Origin of the sequence: Methanimicrococcus hongohii, from assembly GCF_032594095.1 — an archaeon.
Classification (GTDB): Archaea; Halobacteriota; Methanosarcinia; order Methanosarcinales; family Methanosarcinaceae; genus Methanimicrococcus; species Methanimicrococcus hongohii.
Window position 1 is genome coordinate 904,448 of sequence record NZ_CP131059.1, and the last position, 16,106, is coordinate 920,553.

The 16,106-nt window shown below is 44.0% G+C and carries 14 protein-coding genes; 4 read left to right on the forward strand and 10 right to left on the reverse strand.

Annotated elements, in window-relative coordinates; translation table 11 throughout:
* Positions 1–74: 74 nt before the first annotated feature.
* The 5 genes from MmiHf6_RS04175 to MmiHf6_RS04195 form a co-directional block, all read right to left on the reverse strand.
* Positions 75–1,094 (reverse strand): homocysteine biosynthesis protein, encoded by a 1,020-nt coding sequence (locus MmiHf6_RS04175; protein WP_316558447.1) that lies wholly within the window; start codon positions 1,092–1,094, stop codon positions 75–77.
* The gene (locus tag MmiHf6_RS04180) at positions 1,091–1,723 is read right to left on the reverse strand and encodes a (Fe-S)-binding protein (protein WP_316558448.1); all 633 of its coding nucleotides are present in this window, start codon (positions 1,721–1,723) and stop codon (positions 1,091–1,093) included. Before MmiHf6_RS04180 ends, MmiHf6_RS04175 begins: the two co-directional genes overlap by 4 nt.
* Positions 1,724–1,729: 6 nt before the next feature.
* Positions 1,730–2,440, reverse strand: coding sequence for a GTP-binding protein (locus MmiHf6_RS04185; protein WP_316558449.1), 711 nt, complete (start codon positions 2,438–2,440; stop codon positions 1,730–1,732).
* On the reverse strand, positions 2,437–3,249 hold the full coding sequence (locus MmiHf6_RS04190; protein ID WP_316558450.1) for an ATP-binding cassette domain-containing protein: 813 nt from the start codon (positions 3,247–3,249) through the stop codon (positions 2,437–2,439). The genes MmiHf6_RS04185 and MmiHf6_RS04190 overlap by 4 nt, the downstream gene beginning before the upstream one ends.
* A gap of 272 nt (positions 3,250–3,521) precedes the next feature.
* Complete coding sequence (locus MmiHf6_RS04195) at positions 3,522–3,662, reverse strand: hypothetical protein (RefSeq protein ID WP_316558451.1); 141 nt, start codon at positions 3,660–3,662, stop codon at positions 3,522–3,524.
* A gap of 332 nt (positions 3,663–3,994) precedes the next feature.
* Here MmiHf6_RS04195 and MmiHf6_RS04200 point away from each other — a divergent pair, with 332 nt between their 5' ends.
* The 3 genes from MmiHf6_RS04200 to MmiHf6_RS04210 all read left to right on the forward strand — a co-directional run bounded on the left by MmiHf6_RS04200 (position 3,995) and on the right by MmiHf6_RS04210 (position 6,206).
* Positions 3,995–4,219, forward strand: a complete 225-nt coding sequence (locus MmiHf6_RS04200; protein WP_316558452.1) for a hypothetical protein — start codon at positions 3,995–3,997, stop codon at positions 4,217–4,219.
* Between the two features lie 277 nt (positions 4,220–4,496).
* Entirely contained in the window at positions 4,497–4,991 is a 495-nt protein-coding gene (locus MmiHf6_RS04205; RefSeq protein ID WP_316558453.1) for an Lrp/AsnC family transcriptional regulator, read from the forward strand.
* 9 nt (positions 4,992–5,000) lie between these two features.
* On the forward strand, positions 5,001–6,206 hold the full coding sequence (locus MmiHf6_RS04210; RefSeq protein ID WP_420891314.1) for an aminotransferase class I/II-fold pyridoxal phosphate-dependent enzyme: 1,206 nt from the start codon (positions 5,001–5,003) through the stop codon (positions 6,204–6,206).
* Here the strand turns inward: MmiHf6_RS04210 and MmiHf6_RS04215 are convergent.
* The 4 genes from MmiHf6_RS04215 to MmiHf6_RS04230 all read right to left on the reverse strand — a co-directional run bounded on the left by MmiHf6_RS04215 (position 6,160) and on the right by MmiHf6_RS04230 (position 13,124).
* Positions 6,160–6,501 (reverse strand): hypothetical protein, encoded by a 342-nt coding sequence (locus MmiHf6_RS04215; protein WP_316558454.1) that lies wholly within the window; start codon positions 6,499–6,501, stop codon positions 6,160–6,162. The genes MmiHf6_RS04210 and MmiHf6_RS04215 overlap by 47 nt on opposite strands.
* A gap of 375 nt (positions 6,502–6,876) precedes the next feature.
* Positions 6,877–10,596 (reverse strand): AAA family ATPase, encoded by a 3,720-nt coding sequence (locus MmiHf6_RS04220; RefSeq protein WP_316558455.1) that lies wholly within the window; start codon positions 10,594–10,596, stop codon positions 6,877–6,879.
* Positions 10,593–12,284 carry an exonuclease SbcCD subunit D gene (locus tag MmiHf6_RS04225; RefSeq protein ID WP_316558456.1) on the reverse strand — a complete coding sequence of 564 codons (1,692 nt, stop codon included), beginning with the start codon at positions 12,282–12,284 and terminating at the stop codon, positions 10,593–10,595. The genes MmiHf6_RS04220 and MmiHf6_RS04225 overlap by 4 nt, the downstream gene beginning before the upstream one ends.
* 144 nt (positions 12,285–12,428) lie before the next feature.
* Positions 12,429–13,124, reverse strand: a complete 696-nt coding sequence (locus tag MmiHf6_RS04230; protein ID WP_316558457.1) for a PHP domain-containing protein — start codon at positions 13,122–13,124, stop codon at positions 12,429–12,431.
* A gap of 195 nt (positions 13,125–13,319) precedes the next feature.
* On the opposite strand from MmiHf6_RS04230, the gene MmiHf6_RS04235 reads away from it, so the two are divergent.
* Complete coding sequence (locus MmiHf6_RS04235) at positions 13,320–13,808, forward strand: hypothetical protein (RefSeq protein ID WP_316558458.1); 489 nt, start codon at positions 13,320–13,322, stop codon at positions 13,806–13,808.
* A 338-nt stretch (positions 13,809–14,146) separates the two neighbouring features.
* Here MmiHf6_RS04235 and MmiHf6_RS04240 read toward each other — a convergent pair whose 3' ends face one another.
* A complete protein-coding gene (locus tag MmiHf6_RS04240) occupies positions 14,147–15,922 on the reverse strand; it encodes a ribosome biogenesis/translation initiation ATPase RLI (protein ID WP_316558459.1) in 1,776 nt (591 codons plus the stop codon).
* Positions 15,923–16,106 lie beyond the last annotated feature (184 nt).

Here is a 16,106-nt window from a genome sequence, read left to right on the forward strand (position 1 = left end):
GCATCTGTCGGACATGCTGCAGAAGCGACGCACTCGGCGCAGTTCAGACATTTTTCTTTTCGGACTTGAATTTCCTAATCAGTTCCCTGCCAAACATCCGAATACGCGGCGGAAAAGACTGATTTTCTGGATGAAACATCGATGACGGGAAGCGCAATGTCTTTGTCCGTGATTTGGAGCGCTTCAAATGTTTCTTCATCCGTTACGGGAATTGCGGTTGCAAAAGACGTCATGCATTCGGGACCTTTGGACGTGACAAAACCGCCCATCAAATTCGGATCCATTTCAAACATGTCGGCAGCAGCTGAAAGGTTCGGCTTTTCTTGCGTGCTGCGCGTCCCCGTTCCGAGAAGAACGCCGTCGGCACCGTTAATTAAAACGTGTTTTCCTGCGAAATGGTGTTTCAGTGAGGGATCGTTTTGAATCGGATTGATTTCGCCGCAGCCTGAAACTGTGATTTCAGATAAATTTCCCTGAAGCGGCAGAACCGAAAATATTGTCGGAACGGAACAATCGGTTGTATTGATGAAAGCGGAATAATTTTTAAAAGCGCCGCGCGTGATGATTAAACGCGCCGTATTCATGTCATCAATCGTCAGCTCTTTTGTAAATGATTTTGATTTTGCAAAAGAATTCGAAGCCGTTTGAATTTTGATTTGGGTTTCAGTTTGGGTTTCGGTTTGGATTTCAGTTTGAATTTCATTTTGGACTTCAGCTATAACGATGGTTTTTATTTCGGCTTGAATCGTTTTGCGGGAAACGAGATCTTTAAAGAGATGACCGCCGCCGTACCTTTTATTATTTTTTGAAACGGATGTTCCGAGAACGATTAAATCAATGAAACCGTTGTTTTCGTTCGGACACGGACCGACGCTTGCAGGAACGCCGTTTAAAGTAACATCGATCGCCTTTTCAAAAACGCCTGCTTCTGACGCCTGAAATGAAAAGACGGCCATTGTTCCCGACATGATTCCGAACGTGCCGCAAGTGACGGCATCGACTTCTCCGAATGCCGGCGGATTTCCTTCGCGGATTTTATTTTTCAATTCGGCTGCGGTCATCACTCTGATTTTTCGATTGTTTTCGGCGGTCATAAAACAATCACTCCTTCAATTCGAACATGAATTCCGGAAGATTTGTTCAAAACCATGTTAACCAATCCCGAATGCGCCCGATGCATCATGCAGAATCCCGGAAGAAATGAATAACGTTTTCCGAATTCGGGCGGATTTTTAATGACTTGAACATTTCCTTCAAACCCGATCATGTGATACATTTTGACATCTTTGATGTTCGGATTTTCACGCGCTTTTGCGGGGCTGACGACATAACCCGTAATGACGCCGGTCAGCGGATCGGCTTCACGGACTTGAATGACATGCTGAACAGGACAGCCGGCGCCTGCCGGGCGGCCGAGAACAAGATCGCCTGGCTGAATGTCTAAACGCTCCGTTAAATCGGCGCGGAAAGGCAGAATGATTTTGCGGGCGGACGGCTCATTCGGAAGCGCTCCGATGACAAAATCATAAGGCATTCCCGTAACATCAACGCCTGAATAAACAGAATCAGCCGTTCGTAAAAGCGTTTTTTCGGAAGAATGAAAAATGCAGTCGGCATTTTTTTTAGTTCCTGCTGCAACTGCATTTGAAAAAGACGCGCAGGTTTGAAAGCCGCAAGCGCCGCAATTTTTCCCGGGCGGCTGCCATGATGAAGCAGAAAACATGATTTTTCAGTCTCCTCGAAACAAATTGTCGGGCGCATCTAAAGGTCGGATGACGCCGAAATGATTCTGCCAGCCGACTTCTTTTTTGCCGACACAGATCGTGCAGACGCCCAGCGGCGGAACGCCTCGAAGCGTGTCTGTGCCGCCGGCGGGCGCGGGCAGTTCTTTGATGCGCTTCATCAGATAACGCATATTTGTTCCGGAAATCGCATCGGTTTCAATGATGTCCGTGTCGGGCGAGACGGTTCGGACAGCTTCTCTGAAAACTTCTTTTTCGGCTTGGGAGACCAAATCTATTTTTGTGACAACAACGGCATCCGCGAATGTAATCATCGGCGCCATTTTAAGCGGGGTGTGCATTCCGGAAACGGCGGGAACGACGCAGAGGCCGAAAGCGTTTTCGGTGTAAGGCGTGCATCGGAGGCAGAGTCCGGCGCTTTCGTAAATGAGGTAATCAGCGTTTTCCGAATTTGCCCAATTGACGGCATCTTGAAGAACTAAAATTCCGGTATGATCGGGGCACATGTCGCCGGAATAAACTTTTTTGACGGGGATGTTGAATTCTTTGGCGAGTTCTTCATCTTCCCAAGCTTGAACGACGTCGATTTTCAAATAAGCGACTTTTGATTCGGGAAGCAGGTTTTTGATGATTTGACGAACAACTGCCGTTTTTCCGGCGCTCGGCGGACCGGCAACGGTTATCAGGCGCGCGGTCATATCGGGACACACTCCGCGGCAGGTTTTTTGGTGTATTCTTTATCGGAAAGGAGTTCGCCGTCGCGGATGCGTTCTCGGAATTCGGAAAGTTCTTTGTCCATTTCTGAAATTTTGAGCAAAATTTCTTTTTCACGATTTCCGGGCTCTAAAATGCATTTGACGGTACCGTTTTCCATGACGATTCTTCGGTCTGTTAAAAGCGCGACATACGGATCGTGTGTGACAAAAATCGTTGTTTTTTGAAGGCTGCGAAGTTCTTCGATAACTTTTTCTTTAAAAATTCCGGCATTTTCGAGTTCGTCTAAAAGAATGATCGGCGTGTTTGAAATGATGACGGCGTCGGCGATGAAAAGGGAGCGAGTTTGTCCGCCTGAAAGCGAGCAGATGCGCATGTCGGCGCGGATTTTTTCGCCTGTGAATTTGTTGGCGGTTGCAACGGTTTTTTCAATCAGGGATAAATCTTTGATTTTTCGGGAGCGCAGATGCATTTCCAAAAATTCGCGAACGGTTAAATCGGCGAGACATTTTGTGTTTTGCGTGATCATTGCAATCGGTTTCATGGAAGGGTCGCGGATGAGTTCGTCGGCAGGCGTTTGTCCGTTGACGAGAATGGTGCGGCCGGTGACGGTATCTCCTTGGGCGAGAACTTCAATGTCGTTGATGAGAGCGGTTTTGCCGGAACCTGTCGGTCCGACAATGGATAAAACGTCTCCGGGAGAAAGAAGAATTTCCGTGAAATTTTCAATATTTCCGTTTTTGTTTTTTCCGGGGAGAACGGTGATTGAAAAAATTGAATTTGATGAAGACATATATGATGATTTTGTTTCTTCAGATATGAACTTTGGCATGAAATCAAAATTATTGTACAAAAAGGACAATTTTAAAAAACGGCGAAAAATAGAATTTGGACGAAAACAAAATCAATTAATACATTTTCAAAAATTTGAGATTTTCATGAATTGTACAATTGTCCTATTTTTGATTTTTCGGCGATTTTTAATAAGTCTTTAGAAGTTGATTATACTTTTGTGTCAATTTTTTAAAAAATTGTCCTGAATAGGAAAAATGTTCAATATTTCTATTATTTTCCCTTTATTTTCAATTCAATTTCTATTATTCCCCTTATTTTCAATTCAATTTCTATTATTCCCCTTATTTTCAATTCAATTTCTATTATTCCCCTTATTTTCAATTCAATTTCTATTATTCCCCTTATTTTCAATTCAATTTCAATTCATTTTTCTCTTTTGTTTTTTATTCAATTTTCTTGAAACCCAAACATCCATTTTTCAAAAATCGGTGAACCTGAACGCCCGATAAAACCTTAAAAAATGTTTAATTTTGAAAAAAGACGGCGTTCCGTTTTTGTTTATTTTGATGAAAAGAGATGTTTCAACAAAAAACAAAGTAAATGAAATTCTAAAAACCGTCCCCGCAAGTTGAGTTTCCGAAGCGAAGCGGAGGAAACGAGACTTGGCGGATTCTTCCCATACGAAACAAAAATTCAAAAACAGCTGATTTTTTAGCTGCTGTTCAGCTCCTGCTCGTTCCGTCTTGCAACTGTCTTTTGCTGTCAGCTTCCGGCTGAGCCTGCTCGTCTGCAACTGTCTTTTAATGTTTCCGATTGGAGTCAGGTTTCAGTTTCCGTTGCCGATCAGGTTTGCACTGCCGTTGCCGACAGACTGCACGGCAAAGCCGGCAGCTGCCCTGCCACGCCCGCCGCCGCGCGCGAATCGAACAAAATTTGAAAATGAATCAAATAAGAAGGCTTCGTTTTAATAAATGAATCAAAACGGGAATTTCCGTTTTAAAAAATGAATCAAAATGAAAAGTTCTGTTTTTAATAAATGAACCAAACCTGAAGGCTCCGTTTTAAGAAAAAAATGAAAATGTATAATTTCATCTTATTTTTTTTGTTTTCGCTTCTTTTATATAGATTGATTTGTTCTATTTTACGGCAAACGGATGCTAATCATCCGCCTGTCTTCAACTTGATACAGGCAGGCAAATTGCAGAAAACTCAAAACTCAAAACTCAAAACATGGAGTTAACAGAAATGGATAAACAAACACAGGACGTTCTTGAAATTCTGGAACAAAACGCGAAAGCGACTCCCGAAGAAATTTCAGAACTCACCAGAATTCCGCCGGCTGACGTTTTAGAAATGATTCGGACACTGGAAGCGGCGGGCGTGATTCGAAGCTATAAAACAATCATTGATTGGGATTTGGTGGAAAGTCCGTACGTGTACGCGTTTGTCCAGTTGAAAGTGTCACTTGAACGCGGTCACGGCTATCAGAAAATAGCGGACCGCATTTGCAAATTCACGGAAGTCCGGTCTCTTCGCCTTCTTTCAGGAGAAGATTATGACTTGGAATTCATGATTCAAGGAAAATCAATGAAAGATGTCGCATTCTTCGTCGCGGATAAAATAGCGACGCTCGACCAGGTTCAAAATACGTCGACGCACTTCATTTTAAAGACATATAAAGAAGACGGCGTCATTATGGAAGAGAAGGAAGAATTTAAAAGATTGCAAGTTTCGCCGTGAGGAACAACAATGACACAAATACCTGATTTATCGCCGAGAAAGGCAGATCAACTCGATTATTCAAAATATATTACCGGAAAAATGAAATATGTACCGCCGTCAGGAATTCGAAAATATTTCGATATCGCAGCGGGCATTGAAGACGTGATTTCCCTCGGCGTCGGCGAACCGGATTTTGTGACGCCGTGGCACATTCGCGAAATGTGTATTCATTCGCTTGAAAAAGGGGAAACCGCTTACACTTCCAATTACGGAATCATTGAGCTTCGCGAAGAAATCGCCAAGCGTTACAGAAGAGATTACAGACTCGACTATGATTCCGAGAGTGAAATTCTTGTCACGACCGGTGTCAGTGAAGCGCTTGACATTGCCATTCGCTGCGTCACAGACCCGGGAGATGAAATTTTAATCGTTCAGCCGACGTATGTCGCTTACGTTCCCGAAATCGTTTTAAGCGGCGGCACTCCTGTTGTCGTTAAAACGGTTGCAGAGAATGAATTCAAGATTTTGCCCGAAGAATTGGAAAAGGTCATTACGCCCAAAACGAAGGCGCTCATTATCAATTATCCGCATAATCCGACCGGCGCCGTTATGACTCGTGAAGATTATGAAAAGATTGCGCCCGTCATTGAAAAACACGATTTGATCGTGATTTCCGACGAAGTCTACGAATGTATGACTTACGACGGCGCCCACATTCCGTTTTCATCTATTGACGGCATGAGAGAGAGAACGATTCTTTTGAACGGATTTTCAAAATCATATGCCATGACGGGTCTTCGCCTCGGCTACATATTGGCGCCGCCGGAATTGATTTCCGCGATGATGATGATTCACCAGTATTGTATGATGTGCGCTCCGATTACGTCTCAAATCGGCGGTATTGAAGCGCTCCGCAACGGTGAAGAAGAAATGAAGACGATGGTTCGGGAATTCAACCGCCGCCGCATTTTAATCGTTGACGGCTTCAACAAGCTCGGCTTGGATTGTTTTGAACCCAAAGGCGCTTTCTATGCGTTCCCATCCATAAAATCAACGGGATTGACATCGGAAGAGTTTGCCGACAAATTCTTTGCCAACCAGCATGTCATCACGATCCCGGGAACCGCATTCGGCGAGACCGGCGCGGGACATTTGAGATGCGCTTACGCAACTTCCCGCGACGACATTAAAGTCGCGCTGGATCGGTTTGAAGATTTCTTAAAAACACTTTAAAATTTAACGAATGAAGCAAAGTGAAAAACTTTGTTTCACATTTACTTTTTTTGAAAATATGAAAAAGAAGAGCAGCAGCTTTTGAAATTTTAGATAAAAAGGGGCGTGAGTTTTCAATTATTTTTTTGAAAAATGGAACGGTTCGCGCGCGGCGGCGGCAGCTGCTGCCGTAACGGAAACCTGAAGGTAGCTGCGGCACGTTCACGAATGCGAACGGATTACAATAAAATGAGCAGATGCGGGCGGCAACGCAAACCTGATCGCAGCAGTGCAAACCGCCCCGCAACGGCAACATTAAAAAGCAATTCACAATCAGCGGTTTTTATTATTTCGTTTCGTATGGGAAGAATCCGCCAAGTCTCGTTTCTTCGCTGCGCTCAGAAACTCAACTTGCGGGAGCGGTTTTTGAAATATTATTTAATTTTAATTCAATTGAAACATCTTTTTTCATAAAAAATTTCAAAAACGGAACGCCGTCTTTTTTCCAAAATCTAAAACATTTAATTAGGGTTTTATCGGGCGTTCAGGTTCAACGATTTTTTAAAATGGATGTTTAGGTTTCATCCTAAAAACAAAAAAACCGAAGGACAAGTTTGAAGAAAATTAAAAATGAAGCGGCTCGTGCGCAACGCCGCCGCTGCAAACACGAACCGCTTGAAAACAATTTAAATCATTCGACAACAGCAGAAGCATTTGTCAGCGGATTCTTTTCGATCTTAAAGTTTACATCAGCCGAATCAATCAACGATTCGTCGTGTGAAACGACAATGATTTGTCCGACGCCGTCTTCGCGCATATGTTCGATCAATTTGATCAATTGACGGACGTGACCGCTGTCCAAAAAGACCGTCGGCTCATCAAAAATGAGCGGCGGAAGCGATGTTTTGCCGGCGCTGTTTTCACCGAATCCGAGTGACAGAAGACGATAAATCGCACAACGGAGAGCTAAATTAAAGATCGCGCGCTCGCCGCCGCTGAGCTGTTTAGGCTCCAATACCGAACCGTCTTTTTCGTGAACTTTTAAGTTGTAATCGCTGTCAAGCTCCAGATGGGAATAAGCGTTGTTGGAATAAATGAAATCAAACATTTCATTGAGAAGCTGATCAAGCGCCTCGATATTTTTCGCTCTCAAATCCGCGCGGATCCTCAAATACATTTCTTCAAGAGCGGTAACATCTTCCGATACGAAAGACAAAAAGAGAAGTTTGTTTCGAAGAATCCCGGATTCCTTTTCGTAATCGGAAAGCACTGAAAGTTCATTTCGAAGCTTGCCCGTTTCTTCCAAAATATTTGTTCTGTTCAAATCAAATTCGGCAACGGATTCTGTAACCGCGCGGATTTGAGCCAAAAGCTGTTCTTTTTTGGATTCAAAAGAAAAGCCACTGTTGTCGCCGCTGTTGTCGCCGCCGGCGCGTTCGTTGCCGTTGTCACCGCCAATGCTGCCGTCTTCGAATTTATCAATGATGATTTTGATTTTTTCATTCAACTCTTTAATTTTGACTTCCTTTTCTGAAATCTGTTTTTTGTAATGACTAACAGATTTATCCTGCTCCGCCATCGTTGTTTTACGGCCGTCCAAAACAGCTTTCAATTTGTCTTTCTCTTTTCCGAAATCAGCCAGCTGCTCGATTTTGGCGCGAACATCCGTAATCAAAGCGTAAATCTTGTTCGCCTGCTCAACTTTTGCTTTGACTTGAATCATTTCGGCATTGATTTTATCGGCTTCCGTTCTCAATTCAGAAATATTTTTCTCAACCGCTTCTTTCTGCTTTTCGACTTCTTCAAGACGCTTTTGAGATTCGGCACTCATGTTGCTTTCGGCTTCAAGCGTTTTGTACCCCAAAAGAATGGAATTGACTGCTTCCGAAAAACTCTTTTCGCGGCCGGAAAGCAAATCAGATTTCTCTCTGCGCTTGTCGCTTTCCGCCTGAAGCTCTTTCAAACGCTCCTCCGTTTTCGCCAAATCTTTTCGGCGCGCTTCACAGAAAACGGAATGCTCAAGCTTTCTCGCGTTCAGTGCCGCCTTTTGTTTATCAATGTCTTCCAAATCCTTTTTGAATTTTTCAATCATTTCCGCCTTTCCTTTTTCTTCGGCGTGGAACGTGTTCATTTCGGCTTTGATCTGCTCGATTTTTTCATCAATTTGAGAAATTTCTTTCAAAATCGACATCTGAGATTCGGATTCTGTTTTGAGCACCAAAAGCTCTTTGAGGCGCGCCGCGATTTCTTCGCGCTGTTTGACTTCTTCACCGGTGCCGTGCGAATGGGTGCCGCTGTTGTCGCCGCCGCTGTTGCTGCTGCCGTCACCGCTGCTGCCACCGTTACCGCTGCTGCCACCGTCACCGCTGTTGCTGCCGTCACCGCTGCTGCCGACACTGTTGCTGCTGCCATCACTGCTGCTTCCGCCACCGTCTGCTTTAATGATTTGACCGCAAGTGGGACATTTGCCGGCTTTCAAAAGTTCTTCTTTCTTTAAAATTGATTTTTGAATTTCTTTGTCGCGTGATTCCAGCGATGCGATTTCGGCCACATATGTTTCTTTCTTCGCCGAGAGTTGTTCGTGCGCGTCGGTGACGTCTTTTGGCAAAATGTCATTGAGCTGATAACGCGACGGCGGAACCGTTTCTTTCAAAATTACGGCGGCTGTAAGCTTTTCATTGCGTTTTGAATTGTGCATTTCAAGAAGCGCGGTATAATCGGAAATAAGTTTTTTCTTTTTCTCAAATTCGGCGGATTCATTTTTCAACTCAAGCGCCGCCTTTTCTTTGTCCTCATCCAAACGGCGGCTATCTTTATCGGTTTCTTCGATACTCTTTTCCTTTTCGTCCAATTCGCCTTTAATCAGCGCTTTTTTCTTCTCTTCTTCAGTTAATCGCGACTCCTCGCAGCGAACGCGTTCCAAAATATATTCTTCAAGCTTCTCAATATCATCGATCATCCGCCTCCAAGATTCCTCATCAGAAGGCTTCGGCAGATCTTCGATTTTAATAACATTGGAATAAAAAGAAATGTCGCAAATTCCCGAAATACATTTTTCGTCACAGGCTTCCGATTCTTTTTCAATCGGATTAGACTGCGATTCCTTTTCAAGCGCGGCGTACAAATCGTCAAACAATTTCAAAAACGCCGCTTTCTCCGTTTCGGCATTTGAAAGACCGCCTTCGACGGCTGCATTTGCTTTTGAAACGATCGAGATTTGATTTTCGATTCGTTTTTTCAGCTCATTCAAATTTATTTTGATTTCGGAAAGCTCCTTTTCTTTTTGCCGAATCTCTTTTTCGGCATTGTCTTTGCGGACGCCGATGACTTCCGATTCCTTTGAAACAGCATGCTTTGCCTCAAGCGCGCGGCTTTCTTCGGCGCGGGCGGCAGAGGACACGAGTTCGATATTGGCATCGTCATCGCTGATTCGAAGCGACGGAAAATCCGGATTTAAAACAGAAGCTTCATCGCGGTTTTTAAAACCGTTGATATCGGAGCGCAGCTGCCCCGCGGCAAGAGTGATTTCGGCAATTTTCTTTTCGGTGCTTAAAATTTCCTGAAGTGAATTTTCCCGCCTTGAAATTTCGGTATCACATTGCTGTCCCAATTCGGCGGATTCTTTTTTCAGCGTTTCGATTTCCGTTTTATCCTTTTCGATTTCTTTGATTTGAGCGTCCAAAAGCGTCAAATCGCTTGAAAGTTTGTCTTTCTCCTCATTCTTTTTCGCAACAGCCGCGTTGATTTTTTCAATCACTTCCTGACGGCGGTTGAGTTCGGCGTGCAGATTTTTAGCTCTCAGCTGAGCGATTTTATCTTGTGTGATTGTTTGCTTTTCATTTTCCGATCTCAAAACGCGTGAAACTGCCGTCTTGGAATTGTGAGCGCGCTCGCGGTATTCTTCCAATTTCCCGAGGCGGAGCAAATCATCGATCATTTGCTGGCGGTCTTTGGGTTTTGCGTTAATGAGCGCGTCGACATCGCCCTGCCGAATGTAAGCGCAATTTTGGAAATTCTTTTCATCCATATTCAGCAATTTTTGAATCGCCTCATACGTATTTTTGGATTGCTCGGCAATGATTTCACCGTTTTTTCTCAAAATGGATTTCGAATTGCTCGCGCCGCCCGTTTTCGTTGCGCGGTAATGCTGCTCGATTTGATAATCGTCTCCCGAGTGTTCAAAATCCAAAATAATGCAGGCTTTTGAACTGTCTTTTCGAATCATATCCGGAATCTGAAGCGCCGTTCCTCTCAGCACTTCGCCGCCGAAAATGCCCATAAAACAGGCTTCAAGAATACTGGATTTGCCGCTGCCGTTCACGCCCGAAATCACGGTCACGCCGTCCGGAAAATCCAAGTCAAGCGTTTCATAACTGCGGATATTTTCGACATGCAGATGCTTAAACTTCATTCTTCATCCTCCGAGCCGAACATATCGCCGAGCGTATATTGACGCGGCGGAGAGTGCGGTTTTTCTTTTGCTTTTTCTTTTTTAGTTTCGATTTTAGTTTCGATTTCAGTTTCGCCTTTTGTTTCGATTTTTGCTTCGTTAAAAGTTTCACTTTGGGTTTCGCTTTTAGCTTTATTTTTGAGTTCATATTCGTGTTTGGCAGAAACTACTGAATCCTGAGAAGAATCAATCATTTCTGTTTCTGCTTCCGTTTCGCCCTCTTGTGCATGCCGAATCTGTTCAATCACTTCAGCGACATTAATTGTATCAGCCGAATCGATTTCATTATCGATTTCATTATCAATTCCATACTCATCTTCAATCAAATTCAAATCACTGATATCGCTTTCATTGGATTCAAAATCATCAAGTTCGAAACCTGTTGATTCAAAACCGTTTGACTCGAAATCGGGATCATAAAGATAAATACTGTCGCGTCTGAATTCTTCTTTGAATTCATGACCGTTCAAATATTCTCTCAAACTGTCTTCCGAGACATCCGCCACGTTTGTTTTTGACGTATCAGAATCTCGAATAATGCTGTCAAGCAGCAAACCCGCTTCCGTTAAGTTCAGCCGCTTCAACTCCTGCGTAACGACTTCATCGGGGTCTCTGAATGTGATTTGTTTGATCTTATCGGAATCGTCTTTTTCCAAATCTCTTTTGTCGCCGACGCGGGCAACGACCGCGCCTTTGTTTTTGACATATTCTTCAATTTCGCTGATCGGAATCAGCGTTTTCTTAATGCCCGACAATTCGACAAAAACGACGGCGCCGTTTATCTTTTCGGAATAAGAATCGATTTTTGAATAAATTTCATCAATTTTGATTTCGCCGCTTTCATCGCTTGCAATCGGAATCGTAACGAAATCGCGCGTCGGAATCGTGCGCCGCGTGATTGAAATTTCTGTTCCGTCAAAAGTGAGAATGTTGTACGCGCGCGGCTCGACTTCGGCGGCGCTGCATCGCTCGGTGCTGCCGGGATAGGTCAGCCAGGCGCCGTTATGCTTGATGCATTCGTATTTGTGATTGTCACCGAGTAAAACCGCGTTAAATTGAATCGGAATGGAACAGGTAAAATCGTCACACGAAAGCGGCTGCCCCGGAAGAACAGGGTCGAGCAGCTGATGAAGCGTTAAAATGTTGTAAATCATTTTGCCTTCGCCGCCGCATTTCGGATCGGCTTCAAAGATTGAAAAATCGAAAGCTGCAAGGCGCGGACCGGAAAGGTTGTCGATTCCGTAAAAGCGGATTTGAGAATGCAGATTTTCAACGACGACGGGAGTGTTTCCGAGTCTTTTGGCAAGCCCCATCGTCTGAAAAATGTCCAACCACTGCGTGTTTTGCTTGCCTTCATGATTTCCGACGATTCCCAAAAACGGGATGCCGGCTTTTTTAAGCGGCGTTAAAATGGCAATCGTGTCAATCAAATCTTCAATCGTCGGATTGCGGTTGTCAAACAAATCTCCCGTATGAATCACGGCATCCATTTCATTTTCGACGGCATCTTGAATGACTTTTTCAAATGAATCAAAAAAATCACGGCGCCGGATATCGCTGTGATACTGTCGGGAACCGAGATGCGTGTCTCCCGTGTGAAGAATTTTGATTTCGGATTTTTCAACCGTGTAAACCGATATGTTTTCCATTTTAAACCTCAATGAACAAAATAAATTACATATAAATTAGAATACAAATTAGAATACAAATTAAAATATAAATGCTAATATTCGACCGTATTCGACCATACTTGACCTCGTTCGACTGCATTCGCCGCGTTCAACCGTTTGCCGTCAGAATTCTTTCAGCCTGCCGTTCATGATCAAACGCGTTCTTCGAACGACGTTTTTCTTCATTTGATTGATGACGGTGCCGACGGGCGTGTGTTTTCCCTCCGGAATTGTTTCCCCGCGAAGAATCGCATCAAACACATTTTCGCGCGTGTTGATGTCGATATTAACAAGCGTGTAGCCTTGCCCGACCAATTCGGCGATGTGCGCGTCGCTTCCGCCGACCTGCGGCATTCCGAGCCTTTCTGCTTCTGCCCGCGCCTTCTTATTAGAGCCGCCCGTAATGCATTTGGAGTTGAACGTTTCCGCCGCGTCTGCGCCGCTGCCTTCTAAGTAGCCGATTCCGTGAGCGGACTTTCGAAACGGATGTGCAATGATTGAAACGGCATTTAAATCGCGCGCGTAGTCCGTTGTTTCTTCCGGCGTCATGAATGAAGGAATCTTTTCGGTCACGCCGAGCACTAAAACGTGTCCTTTGGAAGTGCTGACTTCGGTTCCGGGAATGACGATAAAGTTGTCGTATTTGTCGGGATTTGATTTGACGATTTCAAGGGCTTTTAATCCGCCTTTCACTTCATCATGGTCACAAATAGCGATTCCGTTCAGATTTCTCTCTTTTGCGGCGCGCAGAATATCTTTGAGCGGCGTTTGTGAATCTCTGGAATATTTGGAATGAATGTGAAAATCGTATTTGAACATGAGACAGAATTGGCGCTCGTGTTATATATTTTTATAGTTTCGGCGGTGTTTTTCGAACTTTTCCGACCGCCGATTTTGATTCATTTGTTTAATACTTTCACCCCGCTTATTTGACCTTTATATTCTCTAAAGCACTTCTTTGATTTGTTCTTAAACTGAAATAAAAGAAAGAACCAAGATAAATCAGGTGAAATTATGTCAATTGAAATCGAATCGGAATTCTCCGTCATAAAAATCAAAGGAGAAAAATACCTTCAAACTGTCCTTTTAACGACAGAAGCCGCAGCCGCCGAAACCGGCACCGAAGTTCGCGCTGAAACTGAAACTGTTCAGACGACTTTCTGCGACAGGGGTATTTCATACATTCGTTCCGACCGAATGATTTCGGATCTGAATGCTGATTACGATGAAGATGACGCAATTCACGCAAAATATTCGCTCAAGGAAATCGATGAATTGATCGAATTCCGCAAGGATCCCGATTACGAAGATGACGTTTGCGAATTTGAAGATTTGAGCGCCTGTAACGGATATGACAGTCTGCTCCCTTACGATTACGAAACAGACATCGTTGACGCTTTGAATCTGGATGAACAAATCGCAATGTACGCGGCAAACTCCTGGGAATTTGTGTCAATCAACGACAACATCATTCTTTTCCAAAGACCGAAATGGGAAGCCTGATAAAAAAAGAATAAGAAATCGAAAAAATCTGATTTCGTTAAAATAAAATTGCATTTATCTTTCGCGGCAAATCCGGCACTCGATTTGTCGTGAAGATTCCTCCGGCTTATATTTCAAGCCGAAAACTCCAAAAAACAGAATTGTGAAAGAAAAACGAAACCAAAGCCATAACTTTGAATAAATGTGTGAATGAAAGGATTCAAAATACTTTTCTGCCGGAAGTGTGTGAACTTCCGGTGAATCCTTTTCAAACTTTTCTTAAATCAAACTAATTTTTGAATCAAACGTAAAATTCTTAAAAAAATTAAAGTGTTTTAAAATTTGATTTTTACGATTTTTTACGATTCTTCCAAATAATAATATTCGCCTTTTTCTTTTTGTTCACGATCCAATCTCGACATATAATTATTCACGCGCGGGCGCTTTGTTTCTTCGTCGCGGCGGAATGTAATATCCAAATTGGACAGGAATTTATTCATGCCGTCTTTCATATTGGTCGGCGCATTTGCAAAACCGCTTTTAGACGGCTCGCCTTCAAAAACAATCAAGCGCTGACTGATCATGTCAATCATATAAATATCGTGATCGACAACCATCGCAGTTTTACTGTTGCTTTCGGCAAAACGGGTGATGACACGCGTTGCAATAGCGCGCTGCTCAACGTCCAAGTGGGCGCTCGGCTCGTCCAAAATGTAGAAGTCGGCCTCGCGGCTGAGACACGCAGCAATTGCGACGCGCTGCAGCTCGCCGCCGGAGAGGTCTGTCAAATAACTGTCATAAAGCTTGTCCAAGCGCAGCGGTCTTGCGATTTCCGTTTCGTAGTAGCCGGTTCCGAATTTGTCGGCAACTTCCATCAGCAAATCACGGACGCGGATATCGGAGTCCGCTTTGATGTACTGCGGTTTGTAAGAAATTTTCACGTCAATTCCGACTTCGCCCGTATCGGGTTCGATTTCGCCGGCAAGAATCTTGACAAAAGTCGATTTACCGGTGCCGTTCGGGCCGACAATGCCGAGAACTTCGCCTTCTTTGACGCTGCCGCCTTTCGCCTCGAGTGAGAAAGCGTCGCCGAATTTCTTTGTGAAAGAATCGTAAGAGAGAATCGTTCGAACATCAGCGCCGTCTTTGGGCGGATGCGTTTCAAAGCGGAGGGCTTCGTCACGAATACGAATGTTTTCTTCGGGCAGATAGCCTTTGATGTATTGATTGATGCCGACGCGAACAGATTTAGGCATCGTCATGACACCGTATCCCGCGGGCACGCCGTAAGCGATGTGAACAGTATCGGCAAGCATGTCTAAAATTGCAAGATCGTGCTCGACGACGAGAACGGATTTGTTCAATTCTTTCGCCAAATCCTGAATAAGGCGAGCCGCGTTGATTCTTTGGTAAATGTCAAGATAAGAACTGATTTCATCGAAGAAGTAGAAGTCGGCTTCTTTGACGATACAGGCGGCAATCGCAACTTTCTGAAGTTCGCCGCCGGAAAGCGCGCCGATGTCGCGGTCCATGATGTCTTTCATTTCCAATCTTTCAACAACATCATCGAGGCGGCCGCTTGTATTTGCTTTATTAAGCAAATCCGAAGTTTTGCCTTTAAAAGCTTTTGGAATCAAGTCAACATACTGCGGTTTTTGAGAAACTTTCAAGTTTCCGGATGACGCGAGTTTGAAATAGTCGCCGAGCGCCGTTCCTGCATAATGCGCCAAAACTTTGTCCCAACCGGCTTCTTCTTCGCCGAAATTCGGAATCATTGCGCCTGAAAGGATTTGAACAGCGGTACTTTTACCGATGCCGTTTGGACCCAGAATGCCCGTGACTTTGCCCTGCTGCGGAACGGGCAGACCGTAAAGCGCGAACCCGTTTTGACCGTAGCGGTGTGTCGGGAATTCCAAAGATTCGGGGAGACCGATGATCATAATGGCGTCAAACTGGCATTTTTTGATGCAGATGCCGCAGCCGGAGCACAAGGATTCGGTGATGACTGCTTTGCCGTCCTCTTCGCTGAATGTGATCGTTTCGTCGCCCGTTCGGACGCGCGGGCAATATTTGTAGCATTCTTTGCTGCATTGGCGCGGCTGACATTTGTCTTTATTTAAAACGGCTATTCTCATAATGTTCTACCTTGAAAGCAATCTGTTTTTGGATTAATATTGAAATTAAATTGAAATTAAATTGAAATGAATTATTTGAAATGAATAATTTTTGAGCGACATTTGGATGAATATTTTTAATGAATATTGAACGGATGAAATAAATAATAAATGAAATTTCAGACAAAATATAATCAAAGAGGAT

Coding starts and splice junctions, on each gene's coding strand:
- MmiHf6_RS04210 (WP_420891314.1), top strand. CDS start 5,001: ATGACACAAATACCTGATTTATCGCCGAGAAAGGCAGATCAACTCGAT.
- MmiHf6_RS04230 (WP_316558457.1), bottom strand. CDS start 13,124: ATGTTCAAATACGATTTTCACATTCATTCCAAATATTCCAGAGATTCA.
- MmiHf6_RS04235 (WP_316558458.1), top strand. CDS start 13,320: ATGTCAATTGAAATCGAATCGGAATTCTCCGTCATAAAAATCAAAGGA.
- MmiHf6_RS04205 (WP_316558453.1), top strand. CDS start 4,497: ATGGATAAACAAACACAGGACGTTCTTGAAATTCTGGAACAAAACGCG.
- MmiHf6_RS04190 (WP_316558450.1), bottom strand. CDS start 3,249: ATGTCTTCATCAAATTCAATTTTTTCAATCACCGTTCTCCCCGGAAAA.
- MmiHf6_RS04240 (WP_316558459.1), bottom strand. CDS start 15,922: ATGAGAATAGCCGTTTTAAATAAAGACAAATGTCAGCCGCGCCAATGC.
- MmiHf6_RS04225 (WP_316558456.1), bottom strand. CDS start 12,284: ATGGAAAACATATCGGTTTACACGGTTGAAAAATCCGAAATCAAAATT.
- MmiHf6_RS04175 (WP_316558447.1), bottom strand. CDS start 1,094: ATGACCGCCGAAAACAATCGAAAAATCAGAGTGATGACCGCAGCCGAA.
- MmiHf6_RS04185 (WP_316558449.1), bottom strand. CDS start 2,440: ATGACCGCGCGCCTGATAACCGTTGCCGGTCCGCCGAGCGCCGGAAAA.
- MmiHf6_RS04220 (WP_316558455.1), bottom strand. CDS start 10,596: ATGAAGTTTAAGCATCTGCATGTCGAAAATATCCGCAGTTATGAAACG.
- MmiHf6_RS04215 (WP_316558454.1), bottom strand. CDS start 6,501: ATGTTGCCGTTGCGGGGCGGTTTGCACTGCTGCGATCAGGTTTGCGTT.
- MmiHf6_RS04180 (WP_316558448.1), bottom strand. CDS start 1,723: ATGTTTTCTGCTTCATCATGGCAGCCGCCCGGGAAAAATTGCGGCGCT.